At 63.9% G+C, this 19,771-nt stretch carries 18 protein-coding genes; 11 read left to right on the forward strand and 7 right to left on the reverse strand.

The genetic code is table 11. The features are described 5' to 3' along the window. The first annotated feature begins 6 nt into the window (after positions 1–6). A complete protein-coding gene (locus tag ACVIIV_RS18485; protein ID WP_212375233.1) occupies positions 7–570 on the forward strand; it encodes a flavin reductase family protein in 564 nt (187 codons plus the stop codon). A 16-nt stretch (positions 571–586) separates the two neighbouring features. Here ACVIIV_RS18485 and ACVIIV_RS18490 read toward each other — a convergent pair whose 3' ends face one another. Further along, on the reverse strand, positions 587–1,504 hold the full coding sequence (locus ACVIIV_RS18490) for an NAD(P)-dependent oxidoreductase (RefSeq protein WP_456745427.1): 918 nt from the start codon (positions 1,502–1,504) through the stop codon (positions 587–589). 163 nt (positions 1,505–1,667) lie between these two features. Here ACVIIV_RS18490 and ACVIIV_RS18495 point away from each other — a divergent pair, with 163 nt between their 5' ends. From ACVIIV_RS18495 to ACVIIV_RS18520, 6 genes are all read left to right on the forward strand, one after another. After that, entirely contained in the window at positions 1,668–2,651 is a 984-nt protein-coding gene (locus tag ACVIIV_RS18495; protein WP_456745428.1) for an ABC transporter substrate-binding protein, read from the forward strand. 73 nt (positions 2,652–2,724) lie between these two features. Further along, positions 2,725–4,419 carry a dihydroxy-acid dehydratase gene (ilvD, locus tag ACVIIV_RS18500; protein WP_456745429.1) on the forward strand — a complete coding sequence of 565 codons (1,695 nt, stop codon included), beginning with the start codon at positions 2,725–2,727 and terminating at the stop codon, positions 4,417–4,419. A gap of 94 nt (positions 4,420–4,513) precedes the next feature. Further along, positions 4,514–5,359 carry an ABC transporter ATP-binding protein gene (locus ACVIIV_RS18505; RefSeq protein WP_456745430.1) on the forward strand — a complete coding sequence of 282 codons (846 nt, stop codon included), beginning with the start codon at positions 4,514–4,516 and terminating at the stop codon, positions 5,357–5,359. Next, on the forward strand, positions 5,356–6,141 hold the full coding sequence (locus ACVIIV_RS18510) for an ABC transporter permease (RefSeq protein WP_456745431.1): 786 nt from the start codon (positions 5,356–5,358) through the stop codon (positions 6,139–6,141). The genes ACVIIV_RS18505 and ACVIIV_RS18510 overlap by 4 nt, the downstream gene beginning before the upstream one ends. Further along, on the forward strand, positions 6,138–6,905 hold the full coding sequence (locus tag ACVIIV_RS18515) for an ABC transporter permease (protein ID WP_456745432.1): 768 nt from the start codon (positions 6,138–6,140) through the stop codon (positions 6,903–6,905). The genes ACVIIV_RS18510 and ACVIIV_RS18515 overlap by 4 nt, the downstream gene beginning before the upstream one ends. A 28-nt stretch (positions 6,906–6,933) precedes the next feature. Beyond that, a complete protein-coding gene (locus ACVIIV_RS18520; protein ID WP_456745433.1) occupies positions 6,934–7,980 on the forward strand; it encodes a peptidase M29 in 1,047 nt (348 codons plus the stop codon). Here ACVIIV_RS18520 and ACVIIV_RS18525 read toward each other — a convergent pair. Genes ACVIIV_RS18525 through ACVIIV_RS18545 form a run of 5 tightly spaced genes read right to left on the reverse strand, consistent with a single transcriptional unit; the run spans position 7,977 to position 13,714 of the window. Further along, entirely contained in the window at positions 7,977–8,969 is a 993-nt protein-coding gene (locus tag ACVIIV_RS18525; RefSeq protein WP_456745434.1) for a 3-hydroxybutyryl-CoA dehydrogenase, read from the reverse strand. The two genes, ACVIIV_RS18520 and ACVIIV_RS18525, sit on opposite strands and share 4 nt — an antisense overlap. 3 nt (positions 8,970–8,972) lie before the next feature. Further along, positions 8,973–10,061 carry an NAD/NADP octopine/nopaline dehydrogenase family protein gene (locus ACVIIV_RS18530; RefSeq protein ID WP_456745435.1) on the reverse strand — a complete coding sequence of 363 codons (1,089 nt, stop codon included), beginning with the start codon at positions 10,059–10,061 and terminating at the stop codon, positions 8,973–8,975. After that, positions 10,058–11,593, reverse strand: coding sequence for a class I adenylate-forming enzyme family protein (locus ACVIIV_RS18535; protein ID WP_456745436.1), 1,536 nt, complete (start codon positions 11,591–11,593; stop codon positions 10,058–10,060). The genes ACVIIV_RS18530 and ACVIIV_RS18535 overlap by 4 nt, the downstream gene beginning before the upstream one ends. A 2-nt stretch (positions 11,594–11,595) precedes the next feature. After that, positions 11,596–12,885 carry an acyl-CoA dehydrogenase family protein gene (locus tag ACVIIV_RS18540; protein WP_456745437.1) on the reverse strand — a complete coding sequence of 430 codons (1,290 nt, stop codon included), beginning with the start codon at positions 12,883–12,885 and terminating at the stop codon, positions 11,596–11,598. A gap of 13 nt (positions 12,886–12,898) precedes the next feature. After that, a complete protein-coding gene (locus ACVIIV_RS18545; protein ID WP_456745438.1) occupies positions 12,899–13,714 on the reverse strand; it encodes an alpha/beta fold hydrolase in 816 nt (271 codons plus the stop codon). A 192-nt stretch (positions 13,715–13,906) separates the two neighbouring features. Here ACVIIV_RS18545 and ACVIIV_RS18550 point away from each other — a divergent pair, with 192 nt between their 5' ends. The 4 genes from ACVIIV_RS18550 (at position 13,907) to ACVIIV_RS18565 (ending at position 19,300) form a co-directional block, all read left to right on the forward strand. Then, positions 13,907–14,668, forward strand: coding sequence for an SDR family NAD(P)-dependent oxidoreductase (locus tag ACVIIV_RS18550; RefSeq protein ID WP_456748768.1), 762 nt, complete (start codon positions 13,907–13,909; stop codon positions 14,666–14,668). Positions 14,669–14,707: 39 nt separating this feature from the next. Continuing rightward, positions 14,708–15,544, forward strand: a complete 837-nt coding sequence (locus tag ACVIIV_RS18555; protein WP_456745439.1) for an enoyl-CoA hydratase family protein — start codon at positions 14,708–14,710, stop codon at positions 15,542–15,544. A 102-nt stretch (positions 15,545–15,646) separates the two neighbouring features. Further along, complete coding sequence (locus tag ACVIIV_RS18560; RefSeq protein ID WP_456745440.1) at positions 15,647–17,998, forward strand: bifunctional salicylyl-CoA 5-hydroxylase/oxidoreductase; 2,352 nt, start codon at positions 15,647–15,649, stop codon at positions 17,996–17,998. A 51-nt stretch (positions 17,999–18,049) separates the two neighbouring features. Continuing rightward, positions 18,050–19,300 carry a flavin-dependent oxidoreductase gene (locus tag ACVIIV_RS18565; RefSeq protein ID WP_456745441.1) on the forward strand — a complete coding sequence of 417 codons (1,251 nt, stop codon included), beginning with the start codon at positions 18,050–18,052 and terminating at the stop codon, positions 19,298–19,300. A gap of 9 nt (positions 19,301–19,309) precedes the next feature. Here ACVIIV_RS18565 and ACVIIV_RS18570 read toward each other — a convergent pair whose 3' ends face one another. Then, a complete protein-coding gene (locus tag ACVIIV_RS18570) occupies positions 19,310–19,768 on the reverse strand; it encodes a cupin domain-containing protein (RefSeq protein WP_456745442.1) in 459 nt (152 codons plus the stop codon). Positions 19,769–19,771 lie beyond the last annotated feature (3 nt).

The raw sequence follows: 19,771 nt of genomic DNA on the forward strand, positions 1-19,771 counted from the left end.
CGGCCGATGAATGATCTGCCGAAGCAGCCCCGCGCCCCCGATCCCGCCAACGAGTTCGCAAGCGACAGCTCGCAAATCGATCCTCGCGACTTTCGCAACGCGCTCGGAACCTATGCAACAGGCGTGACGATCATCACGGCGGCAGCGCCCGACGGCAAGCCCTACGGACTGACGTGCAATTCGTTCGCCTCGGTCTCGCTGAATCCTCCGCTGGTTCTGTGGAGCCTCGTCGTCTATTCCTCGAGCCTGACCATCTTCCAGAACGCCAGCCATTTCAGCGTCAACGTTCTTGGCGCTTCGCAACAGGCGCTTGCGAACAAATTCGCAAAATCGTCGGACGACAAGTTCACCGGCGTCGGCTGGACACCTGGCCTCGGCAACGCGCCAGTGCTCGCCGAGAGCGTCGCCAACTTTCAATGCCGCTCCGTGAATCGCTACTATGGCGGCGACCACGTGATCTTTCTCGGCGCGGTCGAGGCCTACACCTACAATGCGAAGGAGCCGCTGCTCTTCGCGCGAGGGGCGTTCGGTCGATTCATGGCCGACGATGAGCGCAAGAAGGCGCCGTAACGCGCTTCAGGCCGCCCTAGACAGCGTGGCGCTCTGCCGCTGAAAGCTTGTAGATCTCCAGCGCGTCGGCTTCCGCACCTCGCGCGGCCTTCGCCAGCCTGAAGAGCTGTCCGGCAAGCGAAGCCATCGGCACCGGTGTCGACGTCGCCCGTGCGACATCGGCAACCGTATCGAGGTCCTTGAGCATCGTGGCGATGTGACCAAGCGGCGGGGTGTGAATGCCCTGCGCCATCCGTGGCACGAACAGCTGGAGCGGAATGGAATCTGCAAAGCCGCCGGCAAGCGCTTCGGGCAAGCGGTTGGCGTCAATTCCGGCGTTCGCGGCAAGGCGCGTTGCCTCCGCGAGGACGGCCATCGCGCATCCGACGATCACCTGGTTACACAGCTTTGTGGTCTGGCCGGCGCCGACCGGGCCCATGTGAGTGAACCTGCGCGCCATGGCCAGCACATAAGGCCGCACCCTCCCGATGTCGCCAGCTTCTCCGCCCGCCATGATGGCGAGCGTGCCTTCCTCAGCGCCCTTCGTGCCCCCGGACACCGGCGCATCGATCCAGCCCGCACCGTTCGCATCTTTCAGTCGCGTTGCAAGATTGCGAGCAGCGTCGGGATGTATCGACGAGAAGTCGACGACAAGCTTGCCTGAGCCGGGTGCTGCTGCCAGACCTTCGGGCCCGAAGATCACCTCCTCGACCGCCGCCGCATCCGTCACGCACATGAAGACGATATCCGAGTTCACCAGGAGATCACGAGGCGTGACCGCGCGCTTGGCGCCGGCCTCGGCGAGCGGAGCCACCTTGCCCTCCGAGCGGTTCCAGACCGCGACCTGATAGCCGGCCTTGAGTAGGCGTCGGGTCATCGGCGTTCCCATCAGTCCAAGGCCAAGATAGCCGAGCTTCTCGGTGCCTTGCGGGTTTGCCTTGCTCTCATCAGCCATAGGTTGCCTCCTTCTGTCGCAATGCGACGCCGCTTTACCATACATTGCGCATGGGACGGCAAAACCGCCCGGCGCGCATGGCTTGCCTGATTGTTTGAACCATGAAACATTTGAGGCGGTCGGGTTGGGGCGCCGGTCGGCGCCGGAGCAGCGGAGTGGCACGATGCGAACCGTTTCGAAGTGGATCCTGGCTTTGGGAGCGGCAGCAGCCGTGAGTGCGGGGGCAAGCCCGTCATGGGGGCAGCAGACGATCCGCGTCGGCTGGACCATCCCGGCCGAGGAATCCAAGTACTGGATGATGCGCAGGCCGACCGAATTTCCCAATATTGGTAAGGCCTACAACATCGAATGGACCCAATTCCAGGGCACCGCGCCGATGACGCAGGCGTTGGCGGCCGGCGCGCTGGACTGCGCGACGCAGGCGCCTCTGTCGCTTTCCAATGGCGTCGTCGGCGGCAATCTCAAGGCCTATATCGTGGCACAGCACGTGTTCGAGAAGCCCGGCGGTTTCTCGGTGTACTGGGCCGTCAAGGATGACTCGCCCATCAAGACAATCGCCGATCTCAAGGGCAAGACGGTCGGCATTTCCGTGATCGGTGGCGGCACGCAAGGGCCATTCAACCTGCTCTTGAAGCAGAATGGCGTCGATCCGGCCAAGGACATCAAGCTGGTGGAGGTCGGCTTTGCCGTCTCCGAGGACGCGCTGCGCCAAGGCCGCGTCGATGCAGTCAACATGAACCAGCCGTTTGCCGCGCGCGCGGAGGCGAAGGGCGGCACAAGGAAGCTGTTCTCGCTGTCCCAGGCCATGCCGAACATCGTGCACATCCTGGAAGCCTGCCGTGCCGATTTCGTCGACAAGAATCCGGAGCTGGTCAAAGCCTATGTCCGCGACATCACGTCCGGCATGAAGAAGGCGCTGGCCAACCGCGAGGAAACCTTGAAGGTGGTGTCCGAAGTGCTGAAGGCGCCCGTTCCGGTGCTCGAGACCTATCTGCTCAAGGAAAACGATTTCGGTCGCGATCCAGGCGCAGCACCAAACTTCCCCGCGATCCAGAAGATGCTGGATATCTATGCAGAGACAGGGATGCTGCCTAAGTTGGATGTCGCACAGTTCAAGCATCAGACGATCGTCGCTCCGCTGCAATAAAAGCGCGAAATGAGCGAGCGTAAGATCGTGGCGTTCCGGATCATCCGGGACGCTGCATGAAGAAGATGCAGATATGAAGAAGTTGCGATCACGCGTCACCACAGACGGGCTCGACCGAGCCCCGCATCGTGCATTCATGCGTGCCATGGGGCTCGATGACGCTGCGATTGCCAAGCCGATGGTGGGCATCGTCAGCATGAAGGGCGAGCAGACGCCCTGCAACATGACCCACGACTTCCAGGTGGCTGCGGCCAAAACCGGAATCGAGGAGGCCGGCGGCACACCGCGTGAGTTCTCGACCGTCTCGGTTTCCGATGGCATCAGCATGAACCACGAGGGGATGAAGTTCTCCCTGTTCTCGCGGGAGCTGATCGCCGACTCCATCGAGGCCGTCGTTCATGGGCTGGCTTATGATGCGCTGATCGGATACGGCGGATGCGACAAGACTCTTCCCGGCGTGATGATGGGCATGGTTCGCTGCAACGTGCCATCCATTTTCATCTATGGCGGCAGCTCGCTGCCGGGCCGCGTGGATGGACGTACGCTGACGGTGCTCGATTCCTATGAGGCTGTCGGCAGCTTCATGACCGGTGAGATCGACGGCGCCGCGCTCGAGCGGATCGAGCGTGCCTGCTTGCCGACCATCGGCGCGTGCGCCGGCCAATTCACCGCAAACACCATGGGAATGGTCTCCGAGGCGATGGGGCTGACCATTCCGAACGTCTCGATGGTGCCCGGTGTCTATGCCGAGCGGGCGCAGATCTCGCGACGCGCTGGGCGGCTGATCATGGCGATGGTGGAGCGGGGCGGGCCGCTGCCGCGCGACGTCGTGACCCGAAAATCCCTGGAGAACGGCGCGGCGATCGTTGCGGCGACGGGCGGTTCGACCAACGCCGCGCTGCACCTGCCTGCCATCGCGAACGAAGCCGGCATCGCGTTCACCATCGACGACGTCGGCGAGGTCTTTGCCAGGACGCCCCTGATCGGGAATTTGCGCCCCGGCGGCAAATACACGGCAAAGGACGTCTATGACATCGGCGGCGCGGCAGTTGTGATCCGTGAGCTGATCCAGAGCGGGCATATCGATGGCAGCTGCTTGTCCGTTACCGGCCGCACGCTTGCCGAAGAATATGGTGGGGCCAATGCGCCCGATGGAGAGGTTGTGCACGCGGCCCGCGCACCAATGATGCCTGACGGTGGCGTGGCAGTTCTGAAGGGCAACCTCTGCCCCGATGGTGCGGTGATCAAGGTCGCCGGTTTGAAGAGCCAGTTCTTCGAAGGCGTTGCGCGCGTTTTCGAGGATGAAGAAGCTTGCGTCGCAGCGGTTCGTGACCGCAGCTACAAAGCGGGCGAGGTTCTCGTGATCCGCAATGAAGGGCCGGTCGGTGGTCCCGGCATGCGCGAAATGCTCGGCGTCACCGCACTGATCTACGGGCAGGGCATGGGTGAAAAAGTGGCTCTGATCACCGATGGCCGCTTCTCCGGCGCGACCCGCGGCATGTGCATCGGCTACGTGGCCCCCGAGGCATTTGTTGGCGGTCCGCTGGCGCTTGTTCGCGACGGTGACAGGATCCGGATTGATGCCGCAAACCGGCGGATGGATGTCCTGCTCGACGAACAGGAACTCACCGCGCGGCGCCGCGATTGGAGGCCGCGCCCGCCACGCCACCGTGCAGGTGCGCTCGCAAAATATGCGCGACTGGTTGGGCAGGCGCCGGGCGGCGCCGTCACGCATGAAGGCCCGGCAGAGTGGCCGTGGTTCGAATGACGCACCGCACGCGCGCGAAAAGGACGGCCTGTCTGGCAGGCTTCTTGCTAAGCTCGTGCAGCTGAATGTTCGTGCGAGTGAGACGGAAGACGGGATGACGGTAGTGCCTGCTAGATCGAGCGAATGGGTGAGACCGGTGACGTCGCAAAAGCCGGCTTCTGCAATCATCGAGATCGACCGCGTTTCGCAGGTCTTTCAGACCTCGGCGCGCAAAGATCATTTGGCGCTTTCGGACATCTCGCTGACGATCGAGGAGGGCGCCTTCGTCTCTATCCTAGGTCCGTCCGGCTGCGGCAAGTCGACACTGCTCTACATTGTCGGCGGCTTCGTCAGTCCGACCAGCGGTGCGGCGAAGATGAAAGGGCAGGCGATCACGGGTCCCGGTCCGGATCGCGGACCGGTGTTCCAGGAGTTTGCCCTGTTTCCCTGGAAGACCGTGCTCGGCAACGTGATGTATGGCCCACGCCAGCAAGGTGTACGCACCGCCGAGGCCGAAGCGCAAAGCCGGGCCTTGATCGAGATGGTCGGCCTCAAGGGCTTTGAGAATTTCTACCCCAAGGAATTGTCCGGTGGCATGAAGCAACGCGTGGCGCTGGCGCGCACGCTCGCCTATCATCCTGAAGTGCTGCTGATGGACGAGCCGTTCGGTGCGCTCGACGCTCATACCCGGACGCGCCTGCAGAACGATCTTCTGAACATCTGGGAGCGCGACCGCAAAACGGTGCTGTTCGTCACTCATTCAGTCGACGAGGCCGTCTTCCTCTCGGACAAGGTCGTCATGATGTCGAAATCTCCCGGCCGCATCCGGCAGGTCATCGACATCGATCTGCCGCGGCCGCGCCGCCGCAACGAGCTGTTGCTCGATGCGCGGTACCAGAAGCACGTCGTCGATATCGAGCGTATGTTCGATGAGAGCGACCAAGCCGGGGTGCCCACATGATGGCGCCGGCTGTCCTGACCAGGCGGGCGGCTCCGGTGCTGGCCTGCATCGGATTGCTGGCCGTGTGGCAGGTCGCCTCGCTTGCGCTGAAGAACGACAGCTTTCCCACGGCGGTCGAGGCGGTCCGGGCAATTCCGGACATTCTCGGCGACAAGGAATCCCTGACCAACATCCTCGCTTCGCTTCGCCGCATGGCGATCGGGTTCGGCGTGGCGGTGCTGCTTTCGATTCCGCTGGGCCTGTTGATGGGACGCAGCCGGGCCGTCGCGGCCTTCTTCAACCCCCTGCTGATGGTGATTTATCCGGTGCCGAAGGCCGCCTTGATGCCGATTATCATGCTTTGGCTGGGCGTCGGCGACGTCACCAAGACACTGGTGATCTTCCTGGGCGTTAGCCTCCCCGTAATCTACCACAGCTTCGAGGGGGCCAAGGCCGTCGAGGAGAAAATGCTGTGGTCAGGTGCCGCGATGGGACTTTCCCCCGCACAACGCCTGGTGCGGATCGTGCTGCCCGCGGCGCTGCCGGAAATCCTGACCGGATGCCGCACGGGGTTGGTGCTGGCGCTGATCACGATGATCACCAGTGAGATGATCGCCCGTCAGTCGGGCGCCGGCAACATCCTGTTCAATGCGCTCGACATGGGCCAATACGACACCGTCTTTGCGATGATCATCATCGTGGGGGCGATGGGAATTTGCCTCGATGCGATTTTCGAAAGGGTTCGTGCCAGGCTCGTGCGCTGGTCCGAGCCGCAGTTCGACATGCCGCTGAGCTTCTCATGATGTCGCGCCTTCTCTCCCCGAACATCTTACTCGGGATCGCGCCGATCGTGCTGGTCATCGCGGTGTGGCAGGCCCTGGTGTCATTCGGCTTTGCGCCCGCGGTTTTGCTGCCGCCGCCGGGCTTCGTCTTCAGCCGGCTGTTTCAGCAGCTCGTGACATTGACGTTTCAACAGGAGATCGCGGCAACGCTGATCCGCCTGTTTGCCGGATTCGCGATTGCGGTCGTGCTTGGCGTGAGCATCGGGATCGCGGCTGCCGCCAGCCCCGCGATCAACGCCGTGGTCCGTCCCATCGTCCGTGTATTGGCGCCGTTGCCCAAGGTCGCGCTCTATCCGGCGCTCTTGCTCTTGCTCGGGTTCGGCCACGGATCGAAGGTCACATTGGTGGCCGCGGACGCGCTCTTTCCCATTCTGCTCTCGACCTATTATGGTGCATCGACCGTCGAGCAGAAGCTGATCTGGTCGGCCATGGCGGCGGGAACACCGCGCTATGAAATCCTCTTCAAGGTGGTGCTGCCGGCCGCAATGCCGTCGATCCTGACCGGATGTCGGATCGGCCTGGTCATTTCCTGCATCGTGGTGTTTCTGGCCGAGATGATCACGTCGACGGACGGATTGGGGCACGCGCTGGTGACGGCGGCCCGAACCTTCCAGGCCGTCGATATGTTCGTGCCGCTGATCACGATCTCACTGCTGGGATTGATCCTGAACGGCCTGTTGGGGGCCGTGCGCTCGTATTTGCTTCGGGGTTTTCCCGAAGCGTAACGAACAAATAGAAGACCGGGAGAGAACCATGCTGGCTGATCGCATCGAAGCAAAATGGATTGACGCATTTTGCGAGATCTTTGAGCGATGCGCCGTCAAGGCCGGCGATACCGCGGCGATCCTCTCGGAAACCCAGTCGCGCGCGTTGAACGTGCATCTTGCGGAGCTGGCCCTGCTGCGCATGGGCGCGCGGCCGTTTCATGTGGTGATGCCGACACCGCGTAACCGGCATGTCGTTCCGGTCCGCTCGACGGGGGCGAGCGAGGCGATCCAAAAGCTTGGTCCAGTTATCACGGCGCTTCAGCAGGCTGGATTTGTGGTGGATTGCACCATCGAGGGCCTGATGCATGCGGTTGAGACCCCCGAGATACTGAAGGCGGGGGCGCGGATCCTGGTGATCTCCAACGAGCATCCCGAGGCGCTGGAGCGGATGGTGCCGGATCCCGCACTCGAGAAGCGTGTTCGCGCGGCGGCCAAGATGCTGCGCGGGACCAAGCGGATGCGGGTAACCTCGAAGGCCGGCACGGCGCTCGATGTTGATATGGTCGGCGCGTCCACGGTCGGTGTGTGGGGCTGGACCGACAAACCCGGCACGCTGGCGCATTGGCCGGGTGGAATCGTCGTCAGCTTCCCCAAGAGCGGGACCATCAACGGCACGCTCGTGATGGCGCCCGGCGACATCAATCTCACCTTCAAGCGCTACCTGACGTCGCCTGTGAAGATGACGTTGAAGGACGATTATGTCGTCGAGCTGGAAGGTGAAGGCGCCGACGCTGCTATGATGCGTGCCTATCTCGCCGCCTGGGGCGATCGCGAAGCCTATGCGGTGTCACATGTTGGCTTCGGCATGAATCCGGGTGCGCGCTACGAGGCGCTGTCGATGTACGATCAACGCGACACCAACGGCACCGAGATTCGGGCCGTCTCCGGCAATTTCCTGTTCTCGACCGGAGCCAACGAATTCGCTGGCCGCTATACGGCGGGCCATTTCGATCTGCCGATGATGGGCACGACGATCGAGCTCGATGGCGTTGCGGTGGTCCGGGAGGGCGTGCTCCAGGACGTCTTCGGCTAGTTGCGGTCGAGCACCGGGGGGCGCGCCAGTCCGAAGTGCCGGAGCAGGTCGACCATGGCCTGGAGCCGCTGCGCGCGATAGGCGTCGACGTCGAGCCCGGAATAGTCGAGAAAGCCTGCGCCGCTGCGCAGGCCGATCCGGCCTTCATGCATGTTGCGTGAAATGACGTCGGGCGCCCGATAGCGCTCGCTTCCGAGCGCGCCTTCCAGATACCTGCTCGCGTAGTAGAGGATGTCGCCGCCGCCCCAGTCGATGAACTCGAGCAGCCCGAGCACGGCGTAACGGAAGCCGAAGCCGTAGCGGATAGCCTTGTCGATCTCTTCCGCGCTGGCGACGCCCTCCTCGACCATGCGTGCGGCCTCATTCATCGCCAGCGCCTGGATGCGTGGAACGATGAAGCCGGGTGTCGCCGCGCAGACCACGGGTACCTTACCGATGCCTTCGAGGAGCGTCTTGACTTGCTCGATGATGGCAGAATCGGTTGATTTGCCTGGAGATATCTCGACGAGCGGGATCAGATAGGCCGGATTGAGCCAATGCACGTTGAGGAAGCGACGCGGGTTCACGATCGCACCGGAGAGATCATCGACGAGAATGGTCGACGTCGTCGATGCAATGACTGTCTCCGGACCGACCTGTTTTGAGGCCGCCCCGAGCACCTCCCGCTTGAGTTCGACGACCTCGGGAACGCCCTCGAAGACCATGCCGGCTTCGGATAGCGCTTCATCGCTTTGGCCGGCCGCGACCACCGAGACCCGGGCGATGAGCGGATCGACGTCTGCTTCGCTCAGTAGCCCCAGCTTCGACAAGCTGGCGAAAGTCTTACCGACTTCGCCGAGCGCATCCGTCTCCAGCTTGGCGAATTCATCGGCCGAGCGCGCCTTGACGTCGATCATCGTGACCCTGTGCCCCGCAAAAGCGAACGCGACGGCGATGCCGCGGCCCATGCGGCCAGCTCCGAGACAGGCGATGTTGGCGCGACTATTCATCGATCAGAATCCATTGCGAAGCAGCGTCTGCAATTCAGCCTTGCTGAGATTGCCGAGCCCCAGCGTCTCGAGCGTCCGTCCGCCTTGCGCAAAATCTTCGCCGCAGACCGCGCCGCCGATCGACAGGAACGCTTTGGCGAGCGGCGTGGCTACGCCAGCCAGGCCGGCGACGGAAACCAGCAGCGACAGCCCGAGCCGCAGATCCTCACGCATGTAGCGATGCTCGGTCAGCACGATCCGCTCTCGCCAGTCGCCGGAATCGGTCAGTCGGTCGTGCGAACCGCGCCCATACATCCAGATCTCGCCTTCTTTCGCGTAGTGATGAGCGAGCGGGAAATGCGGCGCGCCATAGCCGAGTGCCTCGCGCACCGCGATGCGTTCTGCGTCAAGCGCGTCAGTGACCTTGCGGATCGCGGCTTGCGTGCCTTCCTTGTGAATGTCCCAGCGCTCGAAATGTTCGATTGGGCCGGCGTTCATCACGATCAACGGCGGATGGATGATCGGGCCTGCGTTCATCAGTGCGCCCGACAGCGCATCCCCGCACGCCTCGATCGCGTCTGGGAAAGCGCGTCCGATCACTGCGAGCGCGTGGGGCGCCTGGTCAAGCGGGAACACGCCGACCGGCAGCCGTTTGGCGCGAATGGTGATCGCGACCTCGAACGGTCCGTGCTTGCGGGTCAGCCACGGAAGCGTGCCCGTTTCGGCAAAGCTTGCCTTCGCGTGGTTGCCGGCATCTCGCGCTGCCTGGGCGAAGATCATCGAGCCGAATGTTGCGGGCGGCAGAAAGATCACCTGACCCTCCCGCAGATGCGGGGCGAGCAGGCGAGCGATATCTGCTTGCGCGAAGGCAGGAGCCGGGCACAGGATCATCTCCGTGCCATCGACGGCGTCGGCGATGTCCGTCGTGACCAGCGCGAGCTTCACGTCGTGGCGGCCGTTGTGATCCTTGACCAGGATGCGCGAGCCGGCGGCGCGATGCGCCGCGACCTGATCGGCATCGCGGCGCCAGAGCCGCACCTCATGCCCCGACAGCGCAAAATCGCCCGCGGCCGCGAAAGAGCCGTTTCCCCCACCCAGAACTGCGATCTTCAAGATACTTCTCCTTGCGCGCGGGACTGCGCATCAAGCTGCTTCAGCAGGAAGTGCTGGACCTTGCCCAGCGCCGTTCGCGGCAGATCGGTGACGAAGACGATCTCGCGCGGAACCTTGTAGCGCGCGAGTTGCGCCTGAACATGCACCCTCAATTCGTCCGCTTCGAGCCGGCAGCCGGATCTCGCAATGACATAGGCGATCGGTACCTCATCCCAGCGCGGGTCCGGCCGGCCGATCACCGCGCATTCGCTGACATCAGGATGTTCGAGCAAGACGCGCTCGACCTCGGCCGGGTAGACGTTTTCCCCGCCCGATATGATCATGTTTTTCTTGCGGTCGCGGACCCAGAAATAGCCGTCGGCATCGCACAGGCCGACATCGCCGGTGCGATACCAGCCGTCGTGCAGCGCATCGCGCGTTGCGGCCTCGTTGCCCCAATATTCGAAGAACACGTTTGGGCCGCGCACCGCGATCTCGCCCGGCGTGCCCGCGGGCAGTTCGTTTCCGGCCTGGTCGATCACCTTCGCCTCACAGCATAAGCCGGCAAGGCCGGTCGATCCCGCGCGCGAAAGGTCACCGCCAAGCCGCGTGTAGACGGCGATAGGACAGGTTTCCGTCGAGCCATAGACCTGAAGCACGGGGACATCGCGCGCGACGAAACGCTCGATCAGGTGCGGAGGCACGATGGTCGAGCCGGTGGTGACGGCCTTGAGTGACGAAAGATCAGCGGTCGCCCAGGCGGGATGCTCGCTCACGGCCTGGAGGATCGCAGGCACCATCACCGTGAGCGTCGGTCGTTCCCGTTCGATGGCCGCAAGCGCGCCATCCGGCGTGAAGCGCGCATGGACCGTGACGGTCGCGCCCAGCTGCAGCGCCGGCGTGGTCTGGATGTTGAGGCCGCCGACGTGGAAGAACGGCAGCACGGTCAGCACGTGGTCGTCCGACGTCATGCTGTGCATGTGCTGACTCATGACGCCGTTCCAGAACAGCGCCTCCTGGCGCAGCACCGCACCCTTTGGCCGTCCCGTCGTTCCTGACGTGTAGACGATGAGCAGCGGGCAGGAGAGGTCGGTGTGCGGGTTGCAGCCGCTGCCCTGGCTGCGAGCCAGCAGACCTTCGAATGTCGTGCCGCGAGGTGGCGTGAAGTCGAGGCCGACGACGGATGTCCCCGGCGCGGACTGCCCAAGCTCGGCGAGCACTCCGGAAAATGCCTGCTCGAGCACCAGGACCTTGGCGCCGGCATCACTGAGAATGAACAGCTGCTCGGCGACGGCCAGCCGCCAGTTCAGCGGCACCAGCATCGCGCCGAGCCGCGCGCACGCGTAGAGCAGAACCAGATAATCCGGTCGGTTCAGGCTTAGAATCGCGACGCGGTCGCCGCGGCCGACGCCGAGCTCCTGCTTCAAGGCCGTCGCCGTCCGTTCGATGCGCGCGGCGAATGCCGCGTAGGTCAGCCGTTCGCCTTCGAAGGCAATGGCTGTCTTGTCTGGCGCGAACGCCGCGTTGCGGTCGATCAGACTACAGAGGTCCACGGTCAGTCGTCCGTTTCGCCGGCCTCGTACAGCGCTTCGCGCCCGATCCGGTCGAGGCAGAGCTCGGCGGTCCAGGGCAGCATCAGCGAGCCGCAGCGGCTGTCGCGATAGATCCGTTCCAGCGGCAGTGACTTGAGCATGGCCTGACCGCCGCAGGTGCGGATCGCGAGCGCGGCGAGCTCATTGGCGCCCTCCATCACCGAATATTGCGCGGCGTAGGCGCGCAGCACCTGCTCCTTGCTCGGATTGGCGCGGGCTTCGGTCACAGCCTGAAACCAGATTGCCTTGATCTGCTCCAGCTTGATCTGCATCTGCGCGACTGCGATCTGCTTGGTCGGGTACATCCGGCGCTTGACCGGCGGCATGCCCGGAACCTCGCCGCGCAAGTAACGTACGGTGAAGTCGTAGGCGGCTTGTGCCAGGCCCATATAGGTCGGCGACAGCGTCAGGAACATGTGCGGCCAGCGCATCGCCGCCTGGAAATACACGCCGCGCGGCATCAGCGCAGAGTCTTCGGGCACGAACACATCCTTGAACAGCAGCGTCCGCGAGACCGTGCCGCGCATGCCGAGCGGATCCCAGTCCCCGACGACCGAGACACCCTGCGACTTTGCCGGGATGGCCAGATAGAGCGTGTTGCGGCGCGAGGCCTTCTCGCCTTCCTCGACCTCGGTGCAGAGCACACCGTAATAATCGGCATGACCGGAGAGCGACGCAAAGATCTTCTTGCCGTTGACGATCCAGCCGCCTTCGACCGGCCGCGCTTCCGTGCCGAATGCGACACCGCCCGCAGCCGCCGCGCCGCCTTCGGAGAAGGGCTGCGAATAGATCGCGCCCTGCTCGACGATGCGCTTATAGTGGACCGCGCGGCGTCGCTCGTGTTCCGTGCGCGTCTCTGGATCCATGTCCAGATCGTCGGCGAGGGGACCCGACCACAGCGTCGAGCAGACATGCATGTTCCAGGTTAGCGCGGTCGCACCGCAATAGCGGCCGATCTCGGCGGCTGCCAAGGCATAGGTCTGGTAGTTCGCGCCGAGGCCGCCATGCTTCTTGGGAACGGCAATACCGAGCAGGCCGACGCGATGCAGGTCGCGATAATTCTCAGTCGGGAAGGTCGCCTCGCGATCGTAGGCCGCGGCGCGCGTAGCGAACACGCTCTGGCCGATCTCGCGGGCGCGCGTGACGATGCCGGCTTGCTCGTCGCTCAAGCGGAATGCGACAGGATCGAAGATCGGCGCATCCAGCGCGACCTTGTTGGTCGTGCCAATCGTCTTGCTGACTTGCATGGTCATCGCGCAGTTACCTTTACGCTTTGGTCGCGAGAGGGTTCAGAAACCGGCCGAGAGCTTCGTCAAAGGCACCGGGGCGTTCGAGATTCGCGAGATGGCCCACGCCGGCGAGCTCGACATATTCAGCTCCGGGGATATAGGTCGCCGTCTTTGCCATCATCGGCGCAGGCGCGTTGTTGTCCTTTGAGCCGGACAGCAGCAGTGTGGGGACAGAAATATCCCCAAGCGTGCTGCGCTGATCGAAGCCGATGAGAGCCAGCATCATGGCGCGATAGCTGGCCTCGGGCACGCTTCCCATGCATTCGCGGGCGAGCTCCATCCCGTCCGGATCGGGGTCATCGCCGACGAGCTCCTTCACCAGCGAAGGTGCCAGCGATTGCATTGTTTCCCCGCGATCGAGCGGCCCGAGCCGCGCCGCGATGAATGATTTCTGCCAGTCGCCGTCGGCCTTGCCGAAGGCGGGGCTGGTCTGCGCCAGCACGACCGCGCGTGCCAGTTTGGGGGATTGCACCAGCCACTTCTGAACGATCATGCCGCCGATGGAATGGCCGACCAGAACAGGCCTGCTGGCGCCGAGCTGCTCGATGAATTGCTGGAGCGCCCCCGCCAGGGCAGCGATGCTGACGCTGGCGAGCGGTGCCGATCCGCCATAGCCCGGCATATCCCATGCGATCGCGCGGAAGTGGTCGCCGAATGTGGCAAGCTGCCGCCGCCAGGCCCGTGCCGCGCCGCCGATGCCATGCAGGAAGATCAGAGGTATCGCGCCCGGATCGCCCGCGGCTTCATAGGCGAAGCGTCCGTCCTTTGTTATCATTGGCACAGGCTGCGACACGCGACATCCTTTTGCTGGCCCCTTGATGCTAACAGGCCTGGAGGGGATGGGAAGCAATAATTTTATACTTAAAGCAATTTTCGGGCCGCCTTGCGTGCGGCGGCATTCGCGGCGGCGAGCGTCGCTCGTTGCAAAAATTTGAAGGTTAAAATATATCGGAAGTACGATCACGAGATCCGAGGGAGCCAGCGCATGTCCGGATTGCCGCACTCGCCGCACGCGCTGGTGACCGGTGGCGGCCGCGGCATCGGCCGTGCGATAGCTGCTTCTCTCGTCGGCGCTGGTGCGACCGTAACCGTGCTTGGCCGGAATGCGGCGGTTCTCGAAGAGGCGGTCAATGCAGGTGCCGCGCACTTTGCGGCTGTGGCTGATGTCTCGAACGAAGCGTCACTGAAAGCGGCCATTGCCGCGGCGAGTGCGCGCAAGCCGATCGACATCCTGATTGCCAATGCGGGCAGCGCTGAATCGGCGCCATTCGCGAAATCGGACACCGCTCTTTTTGCGCGCATGATGGATGTCAATTTCATGGGCGTGGTCCACGCCGTCCGTGCTGTGCTGCCGGACATGAAGGATCGTCCCTATGGCCGTATTGTCGCGGTCGCGTCGACGGCCGGGCTCAAGGGCTATGCCTATGTCAGCGCGTACGCTGCCGCCAAGCATGCCGTGGTCGGGTTCGTGCGTTCCCTTGCCCTCGAGATGGCCGGAAGCAATGTGACCGTGAATGCGGTGTGTCCCGGCTTCACCGACACCGATCTCGTTGCCGGCAGCATCGAGAACATCATAAAGAAGACGGGCCGTAGTCGCGAGCAGGCGGTCGCAGAGCTCGCGAAACACAATCCGCAGGGACGCCTGATCACGCCCCAGGAGGTCGCAGATGCGGTGCTCTGGCTGTGCGGCGAGGGCGCCGGCGCGATCACCGGACAGGCGATCGCTGTTGCCGGTGGTGAAATCTAAGGTGCGCGAGGCCCGGACCAAGGAAGCCAAGGAGATCGCATGAGCAGACCCGCCAATCCCGTCACCGTCCCGCTTGCGGATTACTCGCCGCAGCACTTCCTGCTGGCCGTGGTCGACGGCGTTGCGACGGTCACGCTCAATCGTCCCGAACGGAAGAACCCGTTGACGTTCGAAAGCTATCGGGAGCTGACCGATTTCTTCCGTGCCTGCGCCTTCGACGACGCGGTCAAATCCATCGTCGTTACCGGTGCCGGCGGCAATTTTTCGTCGGGCGGCGACGTCTTCGAGATCATCGGCCCGCTCGTGAAGATGGATACCAAGGGGCTGACCGCCTTCACGCGCATGACCGGCGACCTCGTCAAGGCGATGCGGGCTTGCCCACAGCCGATCGTCGCCGCGGTCGAAGGCATTTGCGCCGGGGCGGGGGCGATCGTCGCCATGGCATCGGACGTGCGCCTTGCGGCCAGCGGGGCCAAGGTGGCGTTCCTGTTCAACAAGGTGGGGCTGGCCGGCTGCGACATGGGCGCTTGCGCGATCCTGCCGCGCATCATCGGGCAGTCCCGAGCCTCCGAGCTGCTCTACACCGGCCGGTTCATGACCGCGGAAGAGGGCGAGCGCTGGGGCTTCTTCAGCCGCATCGTCACGCCGGAGCAGGTGCTGCCTCAGGCGCAAGTTCTGGCGAGACAGATCGCGGAAGGGCCGACCTTCGCCAACACCATGACCAAGCGGATGCTGGCCATGGAATGGGCGATGTCGGTGGAGGAGGCGATCGAGGCGGAAGCCGTTGCCCAAGCGCTGTGCATGACCACGGCGGATTTCGAGCGCGCCTTCGAGGCGTTCGCCAACAAGGTCAAGCCGGTCTTCAGGGGCGACTGAGCCGGCTGCTATTATCCGTGGTCAAGCCAGCGACGGGGACTTGCGTAAAATTGTTTTAGGCTTAAAATAGTTTTCATGGCCGGGTGAATTGGCGAGGCTCCCATGAAAGTCGCGATCATCGGTGGCGGACCTGCGGGTCTTTATGCGGCGATCCTGCTGAAGAAGCAGCGGCCAGGCGCCGACATCGCCGTGTATGAGCGCAACCGCGCCGACGACACCTTCGGCTTCGGCGTGGTGTTCTCGGATGCGACGCTCGATAATTTCGAGAAGCACGATCTTCCGAGCTACCGCCGCATCACCCAGGAGTTCGCCTATTGGGACGATATCGCCGTGCACTTCCGCGGCACGGTGCATCGCGTCGGCGGCAACGGGTTTTGCGGCTGCTCCCGACGCAAGCTGCTTCTGATCCTTCAGGAGCGGGCGCGCGAGCTGGGTGTCACCTTGCATTTCGAGGTGGACATCGACGACGAATCCCGCTTCGCCGATGCCGATCTCGTGCTGATCGCCGACGGCATCAACAGCCGTTTCCGCGAGAAATACGTCGATCATTTCCAGCCGGAGGTCGACGTCCGCTCCAACAAGTTCGCCTGGATGGGCTCGACCAGGCCGCTCGACGCCTTCACCTTCATCTTCCAGGAGACGGAGTGGGGCCCGTTCATTGCCCACGCCTATCAATACGAGGCCGGGCACTCGACCTGGATTTTCGAGACCGACCCTGAAACGTTCGAGCGGGCGGGGCTGACGGGTCTCGACGAGGCTCAGTCCGCCGCGCGGATGGCGGACATCTTCGGCTGGTTCCTCGATGGGCACAAGCTGCTGACCAACCGCTCGATGTGGCGCAGTTTTCCGATGATCCGCAGCAAGCGCTGGGTCAGGGGCAACATGGTGCTGCTTGGCGATGCCAAGGCGAGCGCGCATTTCTCGATCGGCTCCGGGACCAAGCTCGCGATGGAAGACGCCATCGCCCTGGCCGAAGCGATGGAGAAGGCGCCGGACATCAAAGCTGCGCTTGACGTTTACGAGCACGGCCGCCGCGAGGAGGTCGAGAAGACCCAGCACGCCGCCGACGTCTCGCTGGTCTGGTTCGAGCATGTCGACCGCTTCTGGGATTTCGACCCGGTGCAGTTCGCCTTCGGCGTGATGACCCGCTCGAAGGCGATCACCTACGACAATCTCAAGCTTCGCGCGCCGGATTTCGTGGCCGAGGTCGACAAGTCGTTCGCCAGGCGCGTCCGCAGCAGCGGCTTCGATGTCGATACCGATCGGCCGATGGTGCCGCTGTTCCAGCCGTTCCGCTTACGGGAGATGGAGCTCGCCAATCGCGCGGTGGTTTCGCCGATGTGCATGTATTCGGCGAAGGAAGGTGTTCCGACAGATTTCCACCTCGTGCATTACGGCTCGCGCGCGATCGGCGGCGCCGGGCTGATCTTCACCGAGATGACCTGTGTCAGCCGCGACGCCCGGATCACGCCCGGCTGTGCCGGTCTCTGGACCGACGAGCAGGAAGCCGCGTGGCGCCGCATCGTGGATTTCGTCCACGGCAATTCGGCCGCGAAGATCTGCCTGCAACTGGGCCACGCCGGCCGCAAGGGCGCAACCAAGTTGATGTGGGACGGCATGGACCGTCCCTTGGAGCAGGGCGGCTGGGAAGTTTTTTCGGCATCACCGCTACCCTATTTCCCCGACAGCCAGGTGCCGCGCGAACTCGATCGGGCCGGCATGAATGCGGTGAGAGACGCTTTCGTCGCGGCGGCCGAGCGCGGCGAACGCTGCGGCTTCGACATGCTCGAATTGCACTGCGCCCACGGCTATCTGCTCGCGAGCTTCATCTCGCCGCTGACCAATACCCGCACGGACGAGTATGGCGGCTCGCTCGAGAACCGGCTGAGGTTCCCGCGCGAGGTCTTCGAGGCGCTACGTGCGGTGTGGCCGCCGCACAAGCCGATGTCGGTGCGTATCTCGGCTACCGATTGGGCCGATGGCGGCATCACTGGCGACGACGCTGTTGCCGTCGCGCGTGCCTTCGCCGAGGCGGGTGTCGATCTCGTCGACGTCTCGACCGGCCAGACCGTGCGCGATGCGCAGCCGGTCTACGGACGCATGTTCCAGACGCCTTTCTCCGACCAGGTCCGCAACGAGGCGCGCGTGGCCACCATGTGCGTCGGCAACATCACCACGGCGGACCAGGCCAACACCATCTTGGCGGCCGGCCGGGCGGATCTCGTCGCGCTCGGCCGTCCCCATCTGGTCGATCCGTTCTTCACCATCAAGGCGGCGGCCTGGTACGGGGCAAACGACACCTTCTGCCCCCCGCAATATCTGCCCGGCAAGGATCAGATTTTCCGGAACAGCGTGCGCGACCGGGCGGACCTCGAGGAGCTGAGAATTAAGGCTAAGCCCAAGACCCGGGCCGAGCTCAAGGCGGAGGCGACAAAGCCGCTTGCGGCGGAGTGACCGCCCGTGCGACGTTAACCCATTGCCTGTGTTTCGAGTGGAGTTAGGGCGATGAAGGCGATTATCGTCGGAGGCGGTATCGGTGGTCTCACCACCGCATTGATGTTTCGCTCGCGCGGCCTGGATTGCGAGATCTACGAGCAGGCCGACACCATTCGCGAACTCGGCGTCGGCATCAACACGCTGCCGCATGCCATGCGCGAGTTGGCTGGGCTCGGCCTTCTGCAGAAGCTCGACGACGTCGCGATCCGCACCGATCAGCTCTACTATCTCAATCGCCACGGCCAGGAGGTGTGGCGCGAAGCCCGCGGCATCGACGCCGGCCACGACGTTCCGCAATTCTCGATCCATCGCGGGCGCCTTCAGGGCGTCATCCATCGCGCCGTCGAAGAGCGGCTCGGGCCGGACGCGATTCACACCGGCTGCCGGCTCGGCGCGTTCACGCAGGATGAGGGCGGCGTCACGGCTTATTTCTTCGACCGCGCCGGCGCCCACGTCCGTACCGCGCGTGGCGATATCCTGATCGGCGCCGACGGCATACATTCGCGCGTCCGCGAGACGCTGTTCCCCAACGAGGGCCCGCCGTGCTGGAATGGCTTGATGCTGTGGCGCGGCGCCCGCGACTGGCCGCTGTTCCTCACCGGCAAGTCGATGATCGTGGCCGGCGGTCTCAATGCCAAGGTGGTGATCTATCCGATCGCGGAAGGATCGAGTCCGGCAAGCCGTCTCACCAATTGGGCGGTGCTGGTGAAGGTCGGCGAGGGCAATGCACCTCCGCCGCGCAAAGAGGACTGGTCACGGCCGGGCCGCCGCGAAGAGCTGATGCCGCATGTCGCGCGCTTCTCGGTTCCCTATATCGACGTGAAGAGCCTGATCTCGGCGACGCCCGAATTCTACGAATATCCGACCTGCGATCGCGATCCCTTGCCTTATTGGTCAGCGGGCAGAGTCACGCTGCTCGGCGACGCCGCGCATCCCATGTATCCCGTGGGATCGAACGGCGCCTCGCAGGCGATCCTCGACGCGCGCTGCCTTGCGGACGCGCTGGTGCGCGCGGAGCATCCGCGCCAGGCGCTGCTCGAATACGAGAAGAAGCGTCTGCCGATGACGGCCGAGATCGTCCGCTCCAACCGGCGCGGCGGACCCGAGGGCGTCATCGACGCCGTCGAGCAGCTCGCGCCCGATGGCTTCGACAATGTCGACAACGTCCTGAGCTATTCCCAGCGCGAAGCCATCGTGCGCGGCTACGCCACCAAGGCCGGCTTCGCCGCAGTGCCGGGACTTGCCGCGGTGCGCGCCTGACGCGCGCCGCTAGCCGCCGGGCGGTGGCGGCGGCAGGAAGTGGATGTTGAACTCGGCGGCCATCGCCACCACATCCTCGGGCTTCTGCTCCTTCATGTTGTGAAGGCCCCAGAACAGGTCGAACAGCTTGCGGCTCGGGGAGACCCAGAACAGCACCTTGGCGGTCTGCTCCGACTTGTTGAAGATACCGTGCGGAACGCCCATGCCGAGACGGATCAGATCGCCGGCGGTTGCCTGCGCCTCCGAATTGCCGAGCATGAAGTCGAGCTTGCCCTCCAGCATGTAGAGATACTCGTCCTGGTCGGGATGGATGTGCGGCGGCACGAACGTGCCCGGCGGAAGCGTCGCATGCCAGGAGAAGCTGTGTTCGGCGTAGCTTTTCGGCACATAGGTCTGGCCGAGGATGTTCCAGGAAATGCCCTGGATGCCCTCATTGGCCCGGGTGATGCCGGTGATTTCGCTCTTCATTGC

It is taken from the genome of Bradyrhizobium sp. USDA 4354, assembly GCF_054060315.1.